Below are 15,484 nucleotides of genomic sequence, written 5' to 3'. Positions count from 1 at the left end.
TCACCGAGCCGCCGTCGGTCGTGGTCGGCGTGGCCCCCGCAGCACGCGCGACACCTTCCAGGACGTGCTTGCCGATCACGTTGTCAGCGGGCAGCTCGATCGGATACTGCCCGTCGAAGCAAGCGCTGCACAGGCGCGAGGCCGGCTGCTCGGTGGCCGCGACGAGGCCGCCGAGCGACACGTAACCGAGCGAGTCCGCGCCGATGGACCGGCGGATTCCCTCCAGGTCGAGCCCGTTGGCGAGCAGCTCCGCGCGGGTGGCGAAGTCGATGCCGTAGAAGCAGGGCCACTTGACCGGCGGGGAGGAGATGCGCACGTGTACTTCGATCGCTCCAGCCTCGCGCAGCATGCGCACGATCGCGCGCTGAGTGTTGCCGCGGACGATGGAGTCGTCGACGACGATCAGCCGCTTGCCCCGCACGTTGTCGCGCAGCGGGTTGAGCTTGAGCCGGATCCCCAGCTGGCGGATCGTCTGGGACGGCTGGATGAAGGTGCGTCCGACGTAGGCGTTCTTGATCAGGCCGTGGCCGAACGGGATGCCGGACTCGGTCGCGTAACCGATCGCGGCCGGCGTGCCGGACTCCGGCACCGGGATGACCATGTCCGCCTCGACCGGGTGCTCCTTGGCCAGGGTGCGGCCGATGGCCACCCGGGCGGCGTGCACGTTGCGCCCGACGATGGTCGTGTCGGGGCGGGCGAGGTAGACATACTCGAACAGGCAGCCCTTCGGGTCCGGCGTGCCGAACCGGCTGGACCGCAGGCCGTGCTCGTCGATGGCGATCAGCTCGCCGGGCTCGATCTCGCGCACGACGCTGGCGCCGACGATGTCGAGCGCGGCGGTCTCGCTCGCCACGACCCAGCCGCGCTCGAGGCGGCCCAGGACGAGCGGGCGGACGCCGTTGACGTCGCGGGCCGCATACAGGGTGTCCTCGTCCATGAAGACGAAGCTGAACGCGCCGCGCAGGGTGGGCAGCACCTCCAGGGCCGCGGCCTCGACCGACAGGTCGGGCCGGGCGGCCAGCAGGGCGGTCACCAGCGCGGTGTCGTTGGTCGAGTTGATCGCGTCGCGGTCGCCCAGCTCGGCGACGCGACGGGCCAGCTCGGCGGTGTTGACCAGGTTGCCGTTGTGTGCGAGCGCGATCGTGGTGCCCCCGCGGTCGTCGCCGGGCGCGGTCGAGCGCAGCGTGGGCTGCGCGTTCTCCCAGGTCGAGCCGCCGGTGGTCGAGTAGCGCGCGTGGCCGATCGCGATGTGACCGCGCAGGCTGGCCAGCGTGGGCTCGTCGAAGACCTGCGACACCAGGCCGAGGTCCTTGTAGACCACCACGCCGGAACCGTCGGACACCGCGATGCCGGCCGCCTCCTGACCACGGTGCTGCAGTGCATACAGCCCGTAGTAGGTCATCTTCGCGACCTCTTCGCCCGGCGCCCAGACGCCGAACACACCGCACTTGTCCTGGGGACCTGGACGCTGGGGGTCGAGCTCGTGGCTCAACCGGCCATCGCCTCGGGGCACGTGCCGCTCCTGTCGTCAGTTGGCCTGGGCTGATGTAGACAATCCGGGGCCGTAGCGGTTGGTCGGCCGGCGGCTGATCAACGCCGCAATCTGGTTGCCGTCGCGGGAAACAGTGTACGCGAGGTTTCGGGCATGACGGAGAGCCACATTTTGCATGCGGTTCGTAGGCAGTCTGCCGCAGCTTTTCCGCAGTTACAAGGGTAGATAGGGCGATAAATCGGCCCGAACTCCGCTCGCGCGGATCTTCCCCGCCGTGACGGCTTCGTGCCACGATTTCCGACCCGTGGCGATCTCCAGCCAGGTGATCGGATCGGTCTCCACGACGTTGGGTGGCGTACCTCTCGTGTGGCGCGGGCCCTCGATGCACTGAATCGCGCCGTAAGGAGGAACGCGCACCTCCACCGAACGTCCGGGCGCCCGCGAGCGCAGGTCGGCCAGGAGGTCGCGCACCGCATCGCGCAGTAACAGACGGTCAGGATCCAGTCCGGCATCCAGTACATCCAGGACAGTTTGTACCGTGCCGGAATATCGGGGCGCATTGGACATGCCGGGACGATACGACCGGGTGTGGGACGGTCGCAACAGCGTCCGCCTTTCGCCGACCCCGGCGGACAAGGCATAGTTTGCTGCGGCGCACCATGCAAGGCGAGCCTTGCTCGCATGTTGGACCATCGACAGACGTGCTCGGCAGTGAAGCTCGGGTGAAAGTCAAGATCCGGAGGGGTGTGGACGTGACTGCGCACCGACGAGCCCTGCTGCTTCGAGCAGGGGCGGTGGCCGTTCTGGCGATAGGCGCTCTGTTCGCCGTGGCGACACCGGCCTCGGCAGCGACGGTCGGCGTCAACCCGACCTCCCTGGACATGAGTGCCGGTGACACGAAGAACGTCACGGTCACCCTTGGCGGCGGCGAAGAGAAGAACGTCAAGGTCACCTTCACCGCACCCTCTGCCAACGGCAACATCACGATCAAGCAGATCCCGAGCGATTGCACGGGCGGGGTGGGCGGCACCGTCTCGACGTGCACCGTCGACGTGCCCCTCGTTGGTACGAAGACCCTGACGTTCCAGATCCAGGCCAAGAACCCGAGCGGCCTGCAGCCCGGCCAGAACCTCAATGACCAGCAGGGTTCGGCCGCCGCCGACAACGGCGAGAGCACTAGCTTCCGGGTCAACCTGAAGGGCCCCGCGGCGGCGCCCACCACGCAGGCCGCCAACACGCTCACCGAGGTCACCGGGCAGATCACCGACTCCAAGACCGGCGCGTCGATCAAGGGCGCCCAGGTCGTCATGGAGGACGGCGCCGGCAAGACCCGGTCGACGCAGTCTGACAACAGCGGCAAGTACCGGTTCGTCGGCTCCGAGTCCAACCCGATCGCGCCCGGCACGATCAAGGTGTCCGCCGGTTTCGAGGGCTACGAGAACGGCGAGAAGACGCAGACGGGCGCCGCCGGCCGCTCGCTGGCCATGCCGAAGATCGGTCTGGTCGAGCTGGCGCCGAGCGCCTCGGCCGAGCCGCTGCCCACCGCCGGTGAGGCGACCCCCGAGACGTCCGGAAGCGGCGGCGTCGTGCCGCAGGAGAACACGGCCAACACGTCCGGCGAGAGCGGCGGCGGCTTCTCCTCCTGGATCCTCATCGCGCTCGGCGCCCTGCTGGTGATCTTCGGCATCGTGGCGATCGTCCTGCTGCTGCGGCGGCGCGGCGACGACGACGACGAAGAGGCCGGCGACGAGCCGGGCCCGCGCCGCGGCGGCCCGGGCGTGCAGCGCCCCGGCTACGCGGCCGCGCCGCCGGGGGCCGACCGGACGATGATCGCCGCCCCGACGATGGTCAACCGCGCCGCGGCCAACGACGCGACGGCGATCGTGCGGCCCGGCGGGTTCAACAACTTCGACGACGTGCCCCCGGACCCGTATGGTGCGCCCCCGCCGCGCACCGGCGGCTTCGCGGCCGCGCCGCCCCCGAGCGCGGGCGGCGGCTACGGCCCGGCCGCCCGCCCGCCGGTCGACCCCTACGACCAGAACTACGGTTCCGGCGGCGGCTACGACCAGCGCGGCGGCTACGAGGACGCGACCCAGCGCTACGACGGCCCGGGCGCCGGTGGCGGCTACGGCGGCGGTGCCGCCAACGGCTACGACGGCCCGGCGACCGGCCGGGGCGGCTACGGTCCCCAGGGCGGCGCGAACGGCTACGACGGCCCCGCCGCCGGTGGCGGCTACGGCGCCAACGGCTTCGACGGCCCCTCGGCCGGCCGGGGCGGCTACGGTCCCCAGGGCGGCGCGAACGGCTACGACGGCCCGGCCGCCGGTGGCGGCTACGGCGGCGGCGGTGGCTACGAAGGCGCCCAGGGCGGCCAGGGCGGCTACGACGGCGGGCAGGGCGGGCAGGGCGGCTACGACGGCCCGTCGGCCGGGCGCGGCGGCTACGGCCCGCAGGCCGGCCAGGCCGGACCGGCCGGACCGGGCGGCGGGTACGGACCCCAGGCCGGCGGCTACGACAACGACGGCTACGGCCCCTCCGCCGGCAGCGGCTACGGCGCCGGCGGCCCCTCGGCCGGCAACGGCTACAACGGCGGCGGCGGCGACTACGACGGCCCCTACGCCGGGCGTGGCGGCTACGAGCCGCGGGGCGGCTACGAGCCCGCATCCGGGTACGAGCGGGACGGCTACGAGCGGGTGCCCGAGCCCCCGCGGGCCGGCAACGGCTACAACGGCGGCGGCGGGGAGTACGAGCAGCGGGGCGGCTACGGCCCGGCCGGCGGCAACAACGGCGGCAACAACGGCGGGGGCGACTACGACGACGCCCGCTCGCCGCGCGGCGGCAACCGGCGCTCGCTGGACTGGCTGGACGACTGAGCCTCTCGTTGGTCGCGGGGTCGACGCCCCGCGACCAACGCGGCACGGCACGCCGCGTCCGGCTCCGTGCGCACCGGAGCCGCCCGGCGCGGGTGCATCATCCGGAGCCAGCGCACCTTGCGCAGCATTCGGGCGGCGGGACCGGAGGCCCGGTGCCGGGGAGTATGACCGACGCTGCTTCGTTGAATGCTCACGAAGCAGAGTGTGCGTGGATCACCACTTGATCGTCAGGCCACGAACGGATCAGGCTCCCGCGCTGGTCAGAGGCCGGTTCGCGCCGTCCGGTTTCCCCCGATCGAAGGTAAGTACCTGATCACGCTCCGCTGAGTAAGTGCCCGAACTCGGCGTGGAGGGTGGCACCGGTCTCGACGGCGCGCATCGCGAGCTCCAGCCGGCGGCGCAGCGACGGGCGGACGTCGGCCGACTCGAGGTACTCCCAACGCACCCCGGTCAGCTCGTCGTCCTGCGGTCGCAAGGGCGTGCCGGCCGGGATGACCCCGCCGTCGAAGACGAACTGCACCTGGTCGCTCCACGGCCCCCGGCCCGGCGTCCAGTCGACGACCAGCAGCCGGTGGATCGGCAGGTCGAGCCCGACCTCCTCGCGGACCTCCCGCCGGCAGCCCAGCGACGGCGGTTCGCCGGTCTCCACGATGCCGCCGGGCAGGTCGAGGTACGGCTTGTAGTTCGGCACGACGAAGAGGATGCGGCCGTCCGGATCCCGGATGAGCGCGCCGCTCGCGACGGTCTTGTGGGCCATGCGTCCGGCGATGCCGGGGTGGAACTCGCGCTCGGGCTCACCCTCCAGGGCGAAATCGTCGCTGAACATCTCGGGCTCCACTACTCAGCCTCTCCGTGAGTCAACCCCAGTGCCTGGGTGACGGCATTGCCATCGTGCAATGCCGCGGAGAGGAGGGGCGCTCGGGGTCACTCGGGGGCGGCGTCGGCGCGGGACCCGCCCCGCGCCACTGCGCGGCCCTCGCCCACCGGTCCGCCGCCCCTTGCCTCGCGATCTTGGACTTGTGGTCCTGGTTTTATGGTGAAATTTCCGGCAAATCGGGGACCACAAGTCCAAGATCGCGGGGAGGGGCGGCGTGCGCGGCGAGCGTGCGTGGGCCGGGTGCGTGGGCGACGTGCGCGGCGGCGAGCGGGGGCGGCGGCGTGCGTGGGCCGGGCGCCGGGGCTGGGTGCGGCGTGCGTGGGGGGCGACTGAGGACCGGCGCGTGGGCGGGGCTGGGCGGTCAGTGGCCGCGGATGCAGCAGGTGGTGCAGACCTTCGGGGTCGGCAGCGTGAAGGCCAGGCAGCACGTACGGCGCTGGATGTCCAGGCCGCCGCCCGGCCGCTCGCTCAGGTCGACCAGCTCGTCGGCGTCCAGGGCGGTCAGCAGCCGGTGCGCGATGTCCATCGTCGGCCCCGGCAGCGAGTCGGCGGCGCGGGAGAGGCCGTACGCGACGCCCGACGCGACCGAGCCCCACAGCGTGCGGCGGCCGATGTGGACGTGGCGGCGCAGGTCGTCGACCATCGGGTCCAGGTGGGCGTTCACCAGCGAGCGGCGCAGCACCCCCAGCAGTTCCTCCTCGTCCTCGACGATGAGCAGGCCGGGCGTGTCGGTGGCGACGATCGGGTCGGTGGCCAGCACGGCGGTGACCGGGGCCCGCAGCGCGAGGGTCAGGAACGGCTGGTGGTCGGACACCCGGACCTGGACGTGGTCGGGGGTCATGAGCGGCACCCGCCGGGACCCCGCGAAGCCGAGGACGGCCGGCAGGGCCACCCAGTACGAGTAGCACTTCCATGCGAGCGCGGCCGCGGCGTGCGGCTGGGCCTGCCAGCGGCGCGCGGCGGCGGCCAGGAGGTCGGTCACCTTCAGGTCGCTCGCGTTGCACCAGCCGGTCGGCTCGGCCGTCAGGCCGACCAGGCCGGGCACCAGTCCCTGGAGTGAATTCCCCCCGTGCCGGGCCTCGAGCGCGGTGAGGGTGGCGATCACCGGCGCGAGCGGCTGGGAGCCGCCGCGGCTGATGAGCGCGGTCACGTTGGGTCGCCGAACGCGACGGAGGCACGGCGCACCGCAGTGCGCGCGAGTTCGGTCCTCACCACCGTCGGATACCCCCAGAAGTGCATGACAAGCGCCCACGATACAGCGATTAGGTAAGCCTAACCACCCCTTCATTGTCCGGCTTGTGGCGTAACTGTGGGTGATTTTGGACGCGACACGTCGTGATGAGTGGGGGTTGATCAAGATTGATGAAGCGGTGGTGTCAACCATTTTGTCAGGAATCTGTCCGCCGAGCGTGGTGAACAGCCGGACTCGGGGACACTAACCGGACAGGGGCCGTCTCCCTGTAAGGGCTGGCCGGACATGACCACGAGCGACTCTTCTCCCGTGCAGCGGGCGTCTGAGGCGTTCGTCGCGGAGTTCGCGCGGTGGCGCGTGGACCGCGGCATGTCCAAGAAGCAGCTGGCCGCCGCGATGGGCTTCGACGCGTCCTACGTCAGTCACGTCGAGGCGCGCCGCCACCGCCCCACCGAGGACTTCGCCCGCCGCGCCGAGGCGATCCTGCAGAGCGGCGGGGCCATCTGGCAGCGGTACAAGGAGTACGACGAGCTGCGCGCCACGGCTCGCAGCCGGGTCGGGCTGCCGGGTCGCGACCCGCCCGTCCCGGACCAGTGGCTGCCGCCCGGCACGGGACTGGTCGTGGAGCGGGAGACCGCCCGCCTGTCCTACGTCGACGGCAAGTACCGGTGCACGGTCCGCCGTGCGCTCTACAACGCCGGCACGGAACCGATCACGCGGTACCTGGTCCGGATCTCGGTCGACCGCTACCCGGACGACCCCGCGCGCTCCAACCGCCACCACCGCGACCACCCGCTGTCCTGGGACGAGCTCGCGCTGGTCGCCTCGTGCGCCGGGGAGCCGATGGAGTGGCGGTCCAAGACCGACCGCGACGCGCTCAAGGAGGCGTGGCTGCTCTTCGAGAACGCGCAGGGCCGCTTCCCGCTGTACCCGGGCCAGCGGACCACGATCGCGTACTCGTGGCACATCAGCGTCGAGAAGTGGGGCCACTGGTTCCAGCGCTCGGTGCGCCTGCCCACCCGCCAGCTCACCATCGAGGTCGAGTTCCCGGCGCGGATGCGTCCGGTGGTCTGGGGCGTGCAGACGACGCTGTCGGCCGAGGAGGTGCCGCTGCGCACGCCGATCACCCAGGAGCTGTCCGCGGACGGCCGGGCGGTCTTCTCGTGGCACACCGAGACGACCGCGCTGCACGACCGCTACCGGCTGGAGTGGCGCTTCCGCGGCACCCGGCCCGTCGGCGCCGTCGAGCAGCCCGACGACTGGGAGGAGCCGCCGTACGCGCAGTCGTCGTCGACCGACGCCGTCCGCGACGCCGGCGTGCTGCAGCGCGGCGAGAACGTCCTCGACCGGCCGGTCCGCCCGCTCGACCTGCCCGGCGAGTCGGCGCGCGCTGCCGAGGTCGTCGACAAGATGTCGGCCGCCCTCGACCGGGTCCAGGCGCTGCACCCTTTTGTGCGCGGAGTGGGGCTGGCGGCCCCCCAGGTCGGCGACAGCCTCGCGGTCGCGGTGATCCGGCCGGGCGAGCCCGGCACGGACCAGGTCGTGCTGCTCAACCCGCGCCTGGTCGACCAGTCGGACGAGACCGACGAGGAGTTCGAGGGCTGCCTGTCGTTCTTCGACGTCCGCGGCCTCGTGCGCCGGTCCCGCGAGGTGACGGTCGAGAGTTCGCGCTCCGACGGCACGCGTTTCATCCAGGTGTACCGCGGGCCGCTCGCCCGGCTCGTGGCGCACGAAATCGACCACCTCGACGGTCGGCTGTACCTGCACCGGATGGAGGTGGACGCCCCGCTGGTGCCGGCCACCGAGTGACGATTCCGTTCGAATTGCATTCGAAATGAATGAATGAATAATGGAACGTCGTTCAGCCGCTATCGTGCGGAGATGACGACAGGGCGAGTAGTGGACCCGCGACGCACGGTCGCCGGTGATCTCGCCGATGGCGCCTATCTCGTGCGGCTCATGTCCGGTCTGGGCATCCGTCAGCTGGGCGCCGCGCCCATCCTCACCCGCACCGACCACGCGCCCTTCGACCTGCCGGCCGAGCGGGCCGAGGCCGAGCAGGCCGTGCACGGCCTGCGCCGGATGGCGGCCCGGGTCGAGACGCTCTACCCGTTCGGCGGCGGCATGGGCATCGCGGCGCCGCAGATCGGGATCCCGCGCCGGGTGGCGATCGTGCGGCCGCCCGACGGGGCCGACCTCGTGGTGCTCGTCAACCCCGTCGTGCTGGCGAGCCAGCCGCTACCGGTGCGCGCCCGGAAACACTACGAAGGATGCCTGTCGTTCTTCGGCGTGCGCGGTCAGGTGCGCCGGCCGGAATGGATTCACGTGCGGCACCAGACGCTCGACGGCGAATGCCGGAGAACGCTGTTCCGAGGTGCGCTCGCGCGTCTGGTCGAACACGAGATCGACCATCTTGACGGGGTCCTTTACCACCAGTTGCTCGACGCCGGCGACCGGCTGATCCCCGTCGGCGAGTACCGCAAGTTCACACCAATTCGCCGGCCGCCGACAGGAATGCCTCTTCCACGTACACCGTGATCCACCGCATCGGCCGGCGGTCGGCGACCAGGTCGAGCGACGGGTCCAGGTTGAGCGCCCGGTAGGCCCGGCGCATCGCGTCGTCGTCCAGCACCTTCGCCTTGCCGTCGACGTGCAGGCCGATCGCGCCGCGGGCGAAGTCGACGAACAGCAGGCTGATCCGCGGGTCGCGCCGGATGTCGGCGATCGCGTCGGACAGGCTCACGTCGTCGAACTCCGGCCAGGCCAGCCGGTTGACGCCGAGGATCCGCACGAAGCCGGGCCCGCCGGTCACGAACGTGCAGTCGTGGCCGTCGTGGGGCTCGCCGGTGGCGACGAACATCATCTCCTGGCGGCGGATGAACATCTGCATGCGGTCATCGAGCTCGGTCAGGATCTCGTGATCGGACAGCGTGGGCACGGGTGCACCTCCGGTTGCTGCGGACGCCTGCTCAACAAGTTCGCACCGCGCGCCGGGGCCGGCCGCACAGCCGGTGCGACACCGGCCGTTCGGTGGAACTGTCCAGCGCCCCGGATCGGCGCGTCGTAGGGAAATCCGTCGCTCAGCACGCGTGGTCGCACATCCAGTGCGATGCGTGGTCATCCCAGGTAGTGACCCTCATTCGCAAGACGGCTCCTACGTTGAACGGCGAAGGGCATCGATGAGCAATCTGTCGCGATTACTGAAGGAGAGTTGGACACTCGTCGAGGAGCAGCAGGACAAGCTCGCCAGCTACTTCTACGCGCGCATGTTCCTCGACAACCCACAGCTGCGGGACCTGTTCCCGGTCCAGATGGACGTCCAGCGCTCCCGCCTGCTGGGCGCGATCGTGACCGCGATCCAGTCGGTCGACGACCCGGACCGCTTCGGCGAGTACCTCGAGTCGCTGGGCCGCGACCACCGCAAGTTCCACGTCCAGCCCGAGCACTACGACGTGATCTGCCGCGCGCTCATGGATGCCCTGCGCACGTTCGCGGGCGACCAGTGGACGCTGGAGTTCGACCAGGCCTGGCGCGACGCCTACGCGGCCATCGCCGCCCGGATGATGCGGGGCGCCGAGGCCGACTCGGCCAACCCGCCCTACTGGCACGCCGAGGTCGTCCACCACGAGCGCCGCAGCCGGGACATCGCCGTGATGACGGTCAAGCCGATGCAGCCGCTGGAGTACCGCGCCGGCCAGTACGTCAGCGTCGAGTCCAGGTACCAGCCGCGCCTGTGGCGGATGTACTCGGTCGCCAACGCGCCCCGCACGGACGGCTCGCTGGACTTCCACGTGCGGGCGGTCGGCGCCGGCTGGGTGAGCTCCGCGCTCGTCCGCCGCGTGCAGGTGGGCGACATGGTCCGCCTCGGCGCCCCGATGGGCTCGATGATCCTGGACCGGCGCTCGACCCGCGACGTCGTCTGCGTCGCCGGCGGCACCGGCCTGGCCCCGATCAAGGCACTCATCGAGGAGATGACCCGGGCCAACCGCACCCGCTGGGTCCATGTCTTCTTCGGCGCCCGCGACCGCGACGACCTCTACGACCTCGCCTGCCTCAACCGCCTGGCGGCCCGCTACCCCTGGCTGTCGGTCGTGGCCGCGACGACCGACGATCCCGACTTCCCCGGCGAGCACGGCAACGTCTCGGAGATCGTCGCCCGCTACGGGCCGTGGCACGACCACGACTTCTTCGTCTCGGGCTCCCCGGTCATGGTCCGCACCACCCTGCGCACCCTGGCCGAGCTGCAGGTCCCGGCGATCCGGATCAAGTACGACGTCTTCAGTGACTCCTGAGCCCGGCGTGGGCACTCGTGCGGGAGTGCCCACGCCGGGACGGGGGCTACAGTGGCCCGGTGATCGAGACGCGGGCCGTCAAGCGGGGCATCGGGACCGAGATCATGCTCGTGCTCGGCGTCTCGCTCGGCGCGTCGGCGATCTACGCGATCCTGCGGATCATCGACCGGCTGACCTTCGTGAAGCCGCTGTCGCAGCAGACCGCGACGCTCAACCCGTCGGTGACGCCGGACCGGCCCTGGCTCGACCTCGCCTACCAGCTCGCCGGGATCGGGCTCGGGGTCGTGCCGGCACTGCTCGCGGTACACCTGCTGCGGCGCACCGATCCGGTGCCCTCCATCGGGCTCGACCGGCAGCGCCCGGGGTTCGACCTGGGCACCGGGGCCGGGCTGGCCGCGCTGATCGGGATCCCCGGGCTCGGGCTGGTCTGGGCCGCGCAGCAGCTCGGGATCAGCGCGCAGATCGTGCCCGCGGCGCTGGAGCCGGTCTGGTGGGCGGTGCCGGTGCTGATCCTGGCCGCGATCCAGAACGCGGTGCTCGAAGAGGTGGTCATGATCGGCTACCTGCTGACCCGCCTGCGCGACCTGGGCTGGGGCAGCTGGCCGGCGATCGTGACCAGCGCCGTCATCCGCGGCTCCTACCACCTGTACCAGGGGTTCGGCGGGTTCATCGGCAACCTCGTCATGGGGCTGGTGTTCGGGTACTTCTTCAAGCGGACCCAGCGCGTCATGCCGCTCGTGGTCGCGCACTCGCTGCTCGACATCGTGGCGTTCGTGGGATACGCCCTGCTCAAGGATCATCTCGGATTCCTGACATAGGGCAAATCGCCACAATTAGGCTGGCCGGGTGGGCCGGTTCCTTCTCGTTGTCACCCTCGTGCTCTCGTCGCTCGTCGGGCTGCCGGGCGGTACCGCATCCGCCAAATCGGACGCGGAGCTGTTCATCGTGCAGCTGGCCGGCGACCCGGCCGGGCGGCAGGAGGCGGCGCGCGCCCGGATCCGGGCCGACCGGGCGGCGGTCCAGCAGCGGGCCGGGATCGAGCGGACCGTCGCCGACTACGAATCCGCGTTCAACGGGTTCGCCGCCGCGCTGACCCCGCAGCAGAGGGCCCGCGTCGAGCGGACACCCGGCGTCGCGCGTGTCTGGCCGAACGAGAGGCGCACCGTCAACACCGTCTCCACCCCGAGCTTCCTCGGGCTGAGCGGGTCCGGCGGCGTGTGGGACACGGAGCACACCGGCGGCGAGGGCATGATCATCGGAGTGGTCGACACCGGCTTCTGGCCGGAGAGCCCGAGCCTGGCGCCGCTGCCCGAGCCGCGGCCCGACCAGGCGGCGATCGACGGCAAGTGGTCCGGCAGGTGCGACCCGGGCACCGGCACCGCCCAGCAGAGGGTCACCTGCAACAACAAGGTCATCGGCGCGCGGTACTACGACAGCAGCGGCTTCGGCGGCTGGGAGGGCGAGTTCCGCTCGCCGCGCGACTACGACGGGCACGGCACGCACACCGCCACCACCGCCGCGGGCCTGGCGGACGTGCCGGCGACGATCAACGGCGACGCGGTCGGCCACGTGTCCGGCATGGCCCCGGCGGCGCGGATCGCCGTGTACAAGGCCCTGTGGCGGCAGTCGGACGGCGAGGGCTCGGGCGGCACCGTCGACCTGCTGGAGGCCGTCGACGACGCCGTCGCCGACGGGGTCGACGTCCTCAACTACTCCGTCTCCGGCTCCAGCTCGCTCGTCGTCGACCCGATCGAGCTGGCCTTCTTCAACGCGGCCGCGGCCGGCGTCTTCGTCGCCGCCTCGGCCGGCAACGACGGCCCCGGCACGTCGACGGTCGCGCACAACGCGCCGTGGGCGATGACGGTCGCGGCGAGCACCCACGACCGCGGCTCGGCGAAGTCGGTGACGCTCGGCAACGGCAAGACGTACGCCGGCGTCGGCCAGGGCCCCGCCGTGCCGCCGGCGCCGCTGGTCGACGCCACGAAGGCCGGGCTGGCCGCCGCCGACCCGGCGAAGGTCGAGCTGTGCTACCCGGACACGCTCGACCCGGCCAAGGTCAAGGGCAGGATCGTGCTGTGCAGGCGGGGCGTGAACCCGCGCACCGACAAGAGCCTCGCCGTGCGGGACGCGGGCGGGGTCGGGATGGTGCTGTACAACCCCGACGAGAACTCCCTCAACGCCGACTACCACGTCGTCCCGACCGTGCACGTGGACCAGGTCGCCGGCGCGGCGATCAAGCTGTACCTCGGCGGCAGGTCGCCGACCGCCGCCCTCTCCGCCGTCTCGACCGCCACCCCGCGCGCGCCGTCGGTGGCGGCGTTCTCCTCCGCCGGCCCCGCCGTCGCCGGCGCGGGCGACCTCATCAAGCCCGACATCACCGCCCCCGGCGTCGACATCGTCGCGGGCGTCTCGCCGGCCGGCCACCACGGCAACCTCTACGACGGCGAGTCGGGCACGTCGATGTCGAGCCCGCACATCGCGGGCATCGCCGCGCTGGTCCGGGCCAAGCACCCGGACTGGTCGCCGGCGGCGGTGAAGTCGGCGCTGATGACCACGGCCGGCGAGACCGACAACCGCGACGGCCACATCCAGCGGGCGGGCGCCGACGCCACGCCGTTCGACTACGGCTCGGGCCACGTCCGGCCGTCCCGCGCCTTCGACCCGGGGCTCGTGTACGACGCCGGGGTCGAGGACTGGGTGCGGTACGCCTGCGGCCTCGGCCAGCTCCAGCAGGTCAGCGACTGGTGCCCGATCGTGGGCACGACCGACCCGAGCGACCTCAACTACCCGTCGATCGGGATCGGCTCCCTGCCCGGCCGCCAGACGGTGACCCGCACGGTCACCAACGTCGGCGCGCAGCCGAGCGTCTACGTGGCGTCGGTGTCGGCCCCGCCGGGCACGACGGTGACGGTCGAGCCGTCGACGATCAGCCTCGGGGTGGGCCGGAGCGCGACCTTCAAGGTCACCGTCACCCGCACCACGGCGACCTTCGGCGCGTGGACGTTCGGCGCCCTGACCTGGACGGACCTGCGTGGCCACAGCGTGCGCAGCCCGATCGCCGCCCGCCCGGTGGCGCTGGCCGGCCCGGGCGAGGTGACCGGCTCGGGCGCGTCCGGCCACACGCCGATCGACCTGCGGGCGGGCTACACCGGCCCGGTGACGGCCCGCGCCTTCGGCCTGGCCGCGTCGACGGTCCACGCGCGGAAGCTGGTGGGCAGCACGGCCGCCTTCGTGGCGACGTCCCCGGGCGTCTCCCCGGCCGTCTTCTCCTTCGAGATCACCGTCCCGCCGGGCATGCGGATCGCCCGGCTGGCGACGTTCGCGACCGACCACGCCCCCAGCAGCGACATCGACCTGTACCTGTACGAGGGCGGCACGCTGGTCGACCGCAGCGACGGCACGACGTCCGACGAGGAGATCATGCTGACGTCGACGGGGACGTTCGAGGTGTACGCCGTGCAGTTCGGGCTGCCGGCGAGCGTGACCGAGCAGGAGGTGAAGGCCCACCTGTTCCTGGTCGACAAGGCCGCACCGCGCAGCGTGGTGGTGACCCCGCCGTCGATCCGGGTGAAGCCCGACGAGACGGCGAGCTTCGACGTGGCCTGGTCGGGCCTGGACCCGGCCCGCCGATATCTCGGCCTGGTGGAGTTCGGCGACGGCGAGACGGGGCGGGCCTGGACCACGGTCGCCATCGGCCCGTGATCAGAGCGGGGAGGGGGACTCGGCGCCCGGGACGAGCAGGCGGGACTCGCCCGTGCCATCGGCCGGGGCGGTCCAGATGTCCGGTTGGCCGTCGCCGCGGCGGAGGGTGTAGGCCAGGGTCGCGTTGTCCAGCCAGGCCGCCTGGTCGTCCACGCTCTCGCGTTCGGCCGTCTCCACCACCGTGCCCGTGGACAGGGTCAGCACCGACAGGCGCCAGCCCTTCAGCGGGTCGCCGCCGATCGCCTGCTTGAAGGCGATCCGCGTTCCGTCCGGGGACAGCGACGGGCATTCCACGTTGTCGCGCAGCGTCTCCACCGTGCGGGCGGGCCAGTTGCCGCGGACCAGGTAGCGGTGGCCCGCGGTGGACATCGTCGCGTAGAACGTCGTGTCGTCCGCCGCGAACGTCACGCCCCAGAAGTTCACGTCCACCGCTCGGTACGGGCGGCCCTCGCGAGTGATGGCGAAGTCCTCCAGCGTGCTCACGTACGTTCCCGACGTCGTGTCCAGGATGCCGGTGCGGGTGGAGAAGCCCGCGCTCGTGTACGAGTCGCCGCCCACGAACGTCGTCCAGGACACCATCCGGCCCGACGCCGAGACGCGGGCGCGGTTCGGCAGGCCCGGGATGTCGATCGAGCGGCGGTCGTGCAGATCCGCGTCCAGGACGACCACCCGGTACGCCCAGGGCGTGCTCTGCCGCAGGCAGATCCCGGTGCCGGCGGCGGCGTAGGCGCGCACGCACTCGACCGCCGACACCGTGCGCGCGCCGCCCGGGTTGTCGGCCGGCACGACCGCCAGGTGGCGGTCGGTGATCGTGAGCAGGCGCGGGCCGGGCGTCAGGGACACCGTCTCGAACTGCGCGGGGTCGGCGGCCGGGCGGTCGGCGGCCGAGCGCACGTAGGCGAACGCGCCCGCGCCCAGCACCACGACGGCGCCGGCGAGGACGGCGACCCGGGCCCGCATGGAAAGCATCGGCCCACGATCGACGGCGATCCTTCCCGGCAGACGGACGTCCGGTGAACAACAGGCATCGATGTCCAACGTTCACTTCGGCGACCT

Annotated in this window: 12 protein-coding genes; 6 read left to right on the top strand and 6 right to left on the bottom strand. The window is 71.9% G+C overall.

All coding sequences use genetic code 11. From position 1 onward, the window contains the following. On the bottom strand, positions 1–1,513 hold a 1,513-nt coding region (purF, locus tag IEZ31_RS08400; protein ID WP_190249175.1), incomplete at its 3' end, for an amidophosphoribosyltransferase. A 192-nt stretch (positions 1,514–1,705) separates the two neighbouring features. Further along, positions 1,706–2,059, bottom strand: coding sequence for a sterol carrier family protein (locus tag IEZ31_RS08395; protein WP_190249174.1), 354 nt, complete (start codon positions 2,057–2,059; stop codon positions 1,706–1,708). A 314-nt stretch (positions 2,060–2,373) separates the two neighbouring features. Here IEZ31_RS08395 and IEZ31_RS08390 point away from each other — a divergent pair, with 314 nt between their 5' ends. Continuing rightward, on the top strand, positions 2,374–4,365 hold the full coding sequence (locus tag IEZ31_RS08390; RefSeq protein WP_229834465.1) for a carboxypeptidase-like regulatory domain-containing protein: 1,992 nt from the start codon (positions 2,374–2,376) through the stop codon (positions 4,363–4,365). Positions 4,366–4,678: 313 nt separating this feature from the next. Here IEZ31_RS08390 and IEZ31_RS08385 read toward each other — a convergent pair whose 3' ends face one another. Together IEZ31_RS08385 and IEZ31_RS08380 are read right to left on the bottom strand one after the other, a co-directional pair. Further along, positions 4,679–5,191, bottom strand: coding sequence for an NUDIX domain-containing protein (locus tag IEZ31_RS08385; RefSeq protein ID WP_190249172.1), 513 nt, complete (start codon positions 5,189–5,191; stop codon positions 4,679–4,681). Between the two features lie 412 nt (positions 5,192–5,603). Continuing rightward, positions 5,604–6,392: a hypothetical protein gene (locus IEZ31_RS08380; RefSeq protein WP_190249171.1), complete on the bottom strand. Its 789-nt coding sequence runs from the start codon at positions 6,390–6,392 to the stop codon at positions 5,604–5,606. Positions 6,393–6,719: 327 nt separating this feature from the next. Here IEZ31_RS08380 and IEZ31_RS08375 point away from each other — a divergent pair, with 327 nt between their 5' ends. Both IEZ31_RS08375 and IEZ31_RS08370 read left to right on the top strand, forming a co-directional pair. After that, positions 6,720–8,243: a peptide deformylase gene (locus tag IEZ31_RS08375; RefSeq protein WP_190249170.1), complete on the top strand. Its 1,524-nt coding sequence runs from the start codon at positions 6,720–6,722 to the stop codon at positions 8,241–8,243. Positions 8,244–8,333: 90 nt separating this feature from the next. Next, positions 8,334–8,972 carry a peptide deformylase gene (locus tag IEZ31_RS08370; protein WP_229834461.1) on the top strand — a complete coding sequence of 213 codons (639 nt, stop codon included), beginning with the start codon at positions 8,334–8,336 and terminating at the stop codon, positions 8,970–8,972. Here the strand turns inward: IEZ31_RS08370 and IEZ31_RS08365 are convergent. Continuing rightward, the gene (locus IEZ31_RS08365; protein WP_190249168.1) at positions 8,920–9,372 is read right to left on the bottom strand and encodes a pyridoxamine 5'-phosphate oxidase family protein; all 453 of its coding nucleotides are present in this window, start codon (positions 9,370–9,372) and stop codon (positions 8,920–8,922) included. The genes IEZ31_RS08370 and IEZ31_RS08365 overlap by 53 nt on opposite strands. 241 nt (positions 9,373–9,613) lie before the next feature. Between IEZ31_RS08365 and IEZ31_RS08360 the strand changes: the two genes are divergently transcribed. The 3 genes from IEZ31_RS08360 (at position 9,614) to IEZ31_RS58830 (ending at position 14,428) form a co-directional block, all read left to right on the top strand. Beyond that, positions 9,614–10,726, top strand: a complete 1,113-nt coding sequence (locus IEZ31_RS08360) for a globin domain-containing protein (RefSeq protein WP_190249167.1) — start codon at positions 9,614–9,616, stop codon at positions 10,724–10,726. Positions 10,727–10,830: 104 nt separating this feature from the next. After that, positions 10,831–11,544: a CPBP family intramembrane glutamic endopeptidase gene (locus IEZ31_RS08355; protein WP_190249208.1), complete on the top strand. Its 714-nt coding sequence runs from the start codon at positions 10,831–10,833 to the stop codon at positions 11,542–11,544. A gap of 28 nt (positions 11,545–11,572) precedes the next feature. Beyond that, entirely contained in the window at positions 11,573–14,428 is a 2,856-nt protein-coding gene (locus IEZ31_RS58830) for a S8 family serine peptidase (RefSeq protein WP_190249166.1), read from the top strand. On the opposite strand, the gene IEZ31_RS08345 is transcribed toward IEZ31_RS58830, so the two are convergent. After that, positions 14,429–15,397, bottom strand: coding sequence for a TolB family protein (locus IEZ31_RS08345; protein ID WP_229834459.1), 969 nt, complete (start codon positions 15,395–15,397; stop codon positions 14,429–14,431). Positions 15,398–15,484 lie beyond the last annotated feature (87 nt).

The organism is Dactylosporangium sucinum, assembly GCF_014647515.1.
In the GTDB taxonomy this organism is placed as follows: Bacteria; Actinomycetota; Actinomycetes; order Mycobacteriales; family Micromonosporaceae; genus Dactylosporangium; species Dactylosporangium sucinum.
This window is presented reverse-complemented; position numbering and strand designations above follow the sequence as displayed.

Bases quoted from the DNA above. Each gene is read 5' to 3' on its own strand.
- IEZ31_RS08395 (WP_190249174.1), bottom strand. From the start codon at position 2,059: ATGTCCAATGCGCCCCGATATTCCGGCACGGTACAAACTGTCCTGGAT.
- IEZ31_RS08390 (WP_229834465.1), top strand. From the start codon at position 2,374: ATGAGTGCCGGTGACACGAAGAACGTCACGGTCACCCTTGGCGGCGGC.
- IEZ31_RS08385 (WP_190249172.1), bottom strand. From the start codon at position 5,191: ATGTTCAGCGACGATTTCGCCCTGGAGGGTGAGCCCGAGCGCGAGTTC.
- IEZ31_RS08375 (WP_190249170.1), top strand. From the start codon at position 6,720: ATGACCACGAGCGACTCTTCTCCCGTGCAGCGGGCGTCTGAGGCGTTC.
- IEZ31_RS08360 (WP_190249167.1), top strand. From the start codon at position 9,614: ATGAGCAATCTGTCGCGATTACTGAAGGAGAGTTGGACACTCGTCGAG.
- IEZ31_RS08355 (WP_190249208.1), top strand. From the start codon at position 10,831: ATGCTCGTGCTCGGCGTCTCGCTCGGCGCGTCGGCGATCTACGCGATC.
- IEZ31_RS08345 (WP_229834459.1), bottom strand. From the start codon at position 15,397: ATGCTTTCCATGCGGGCCCGGGTCGCCGTCCTCGCCGGCGCCGTCGTG.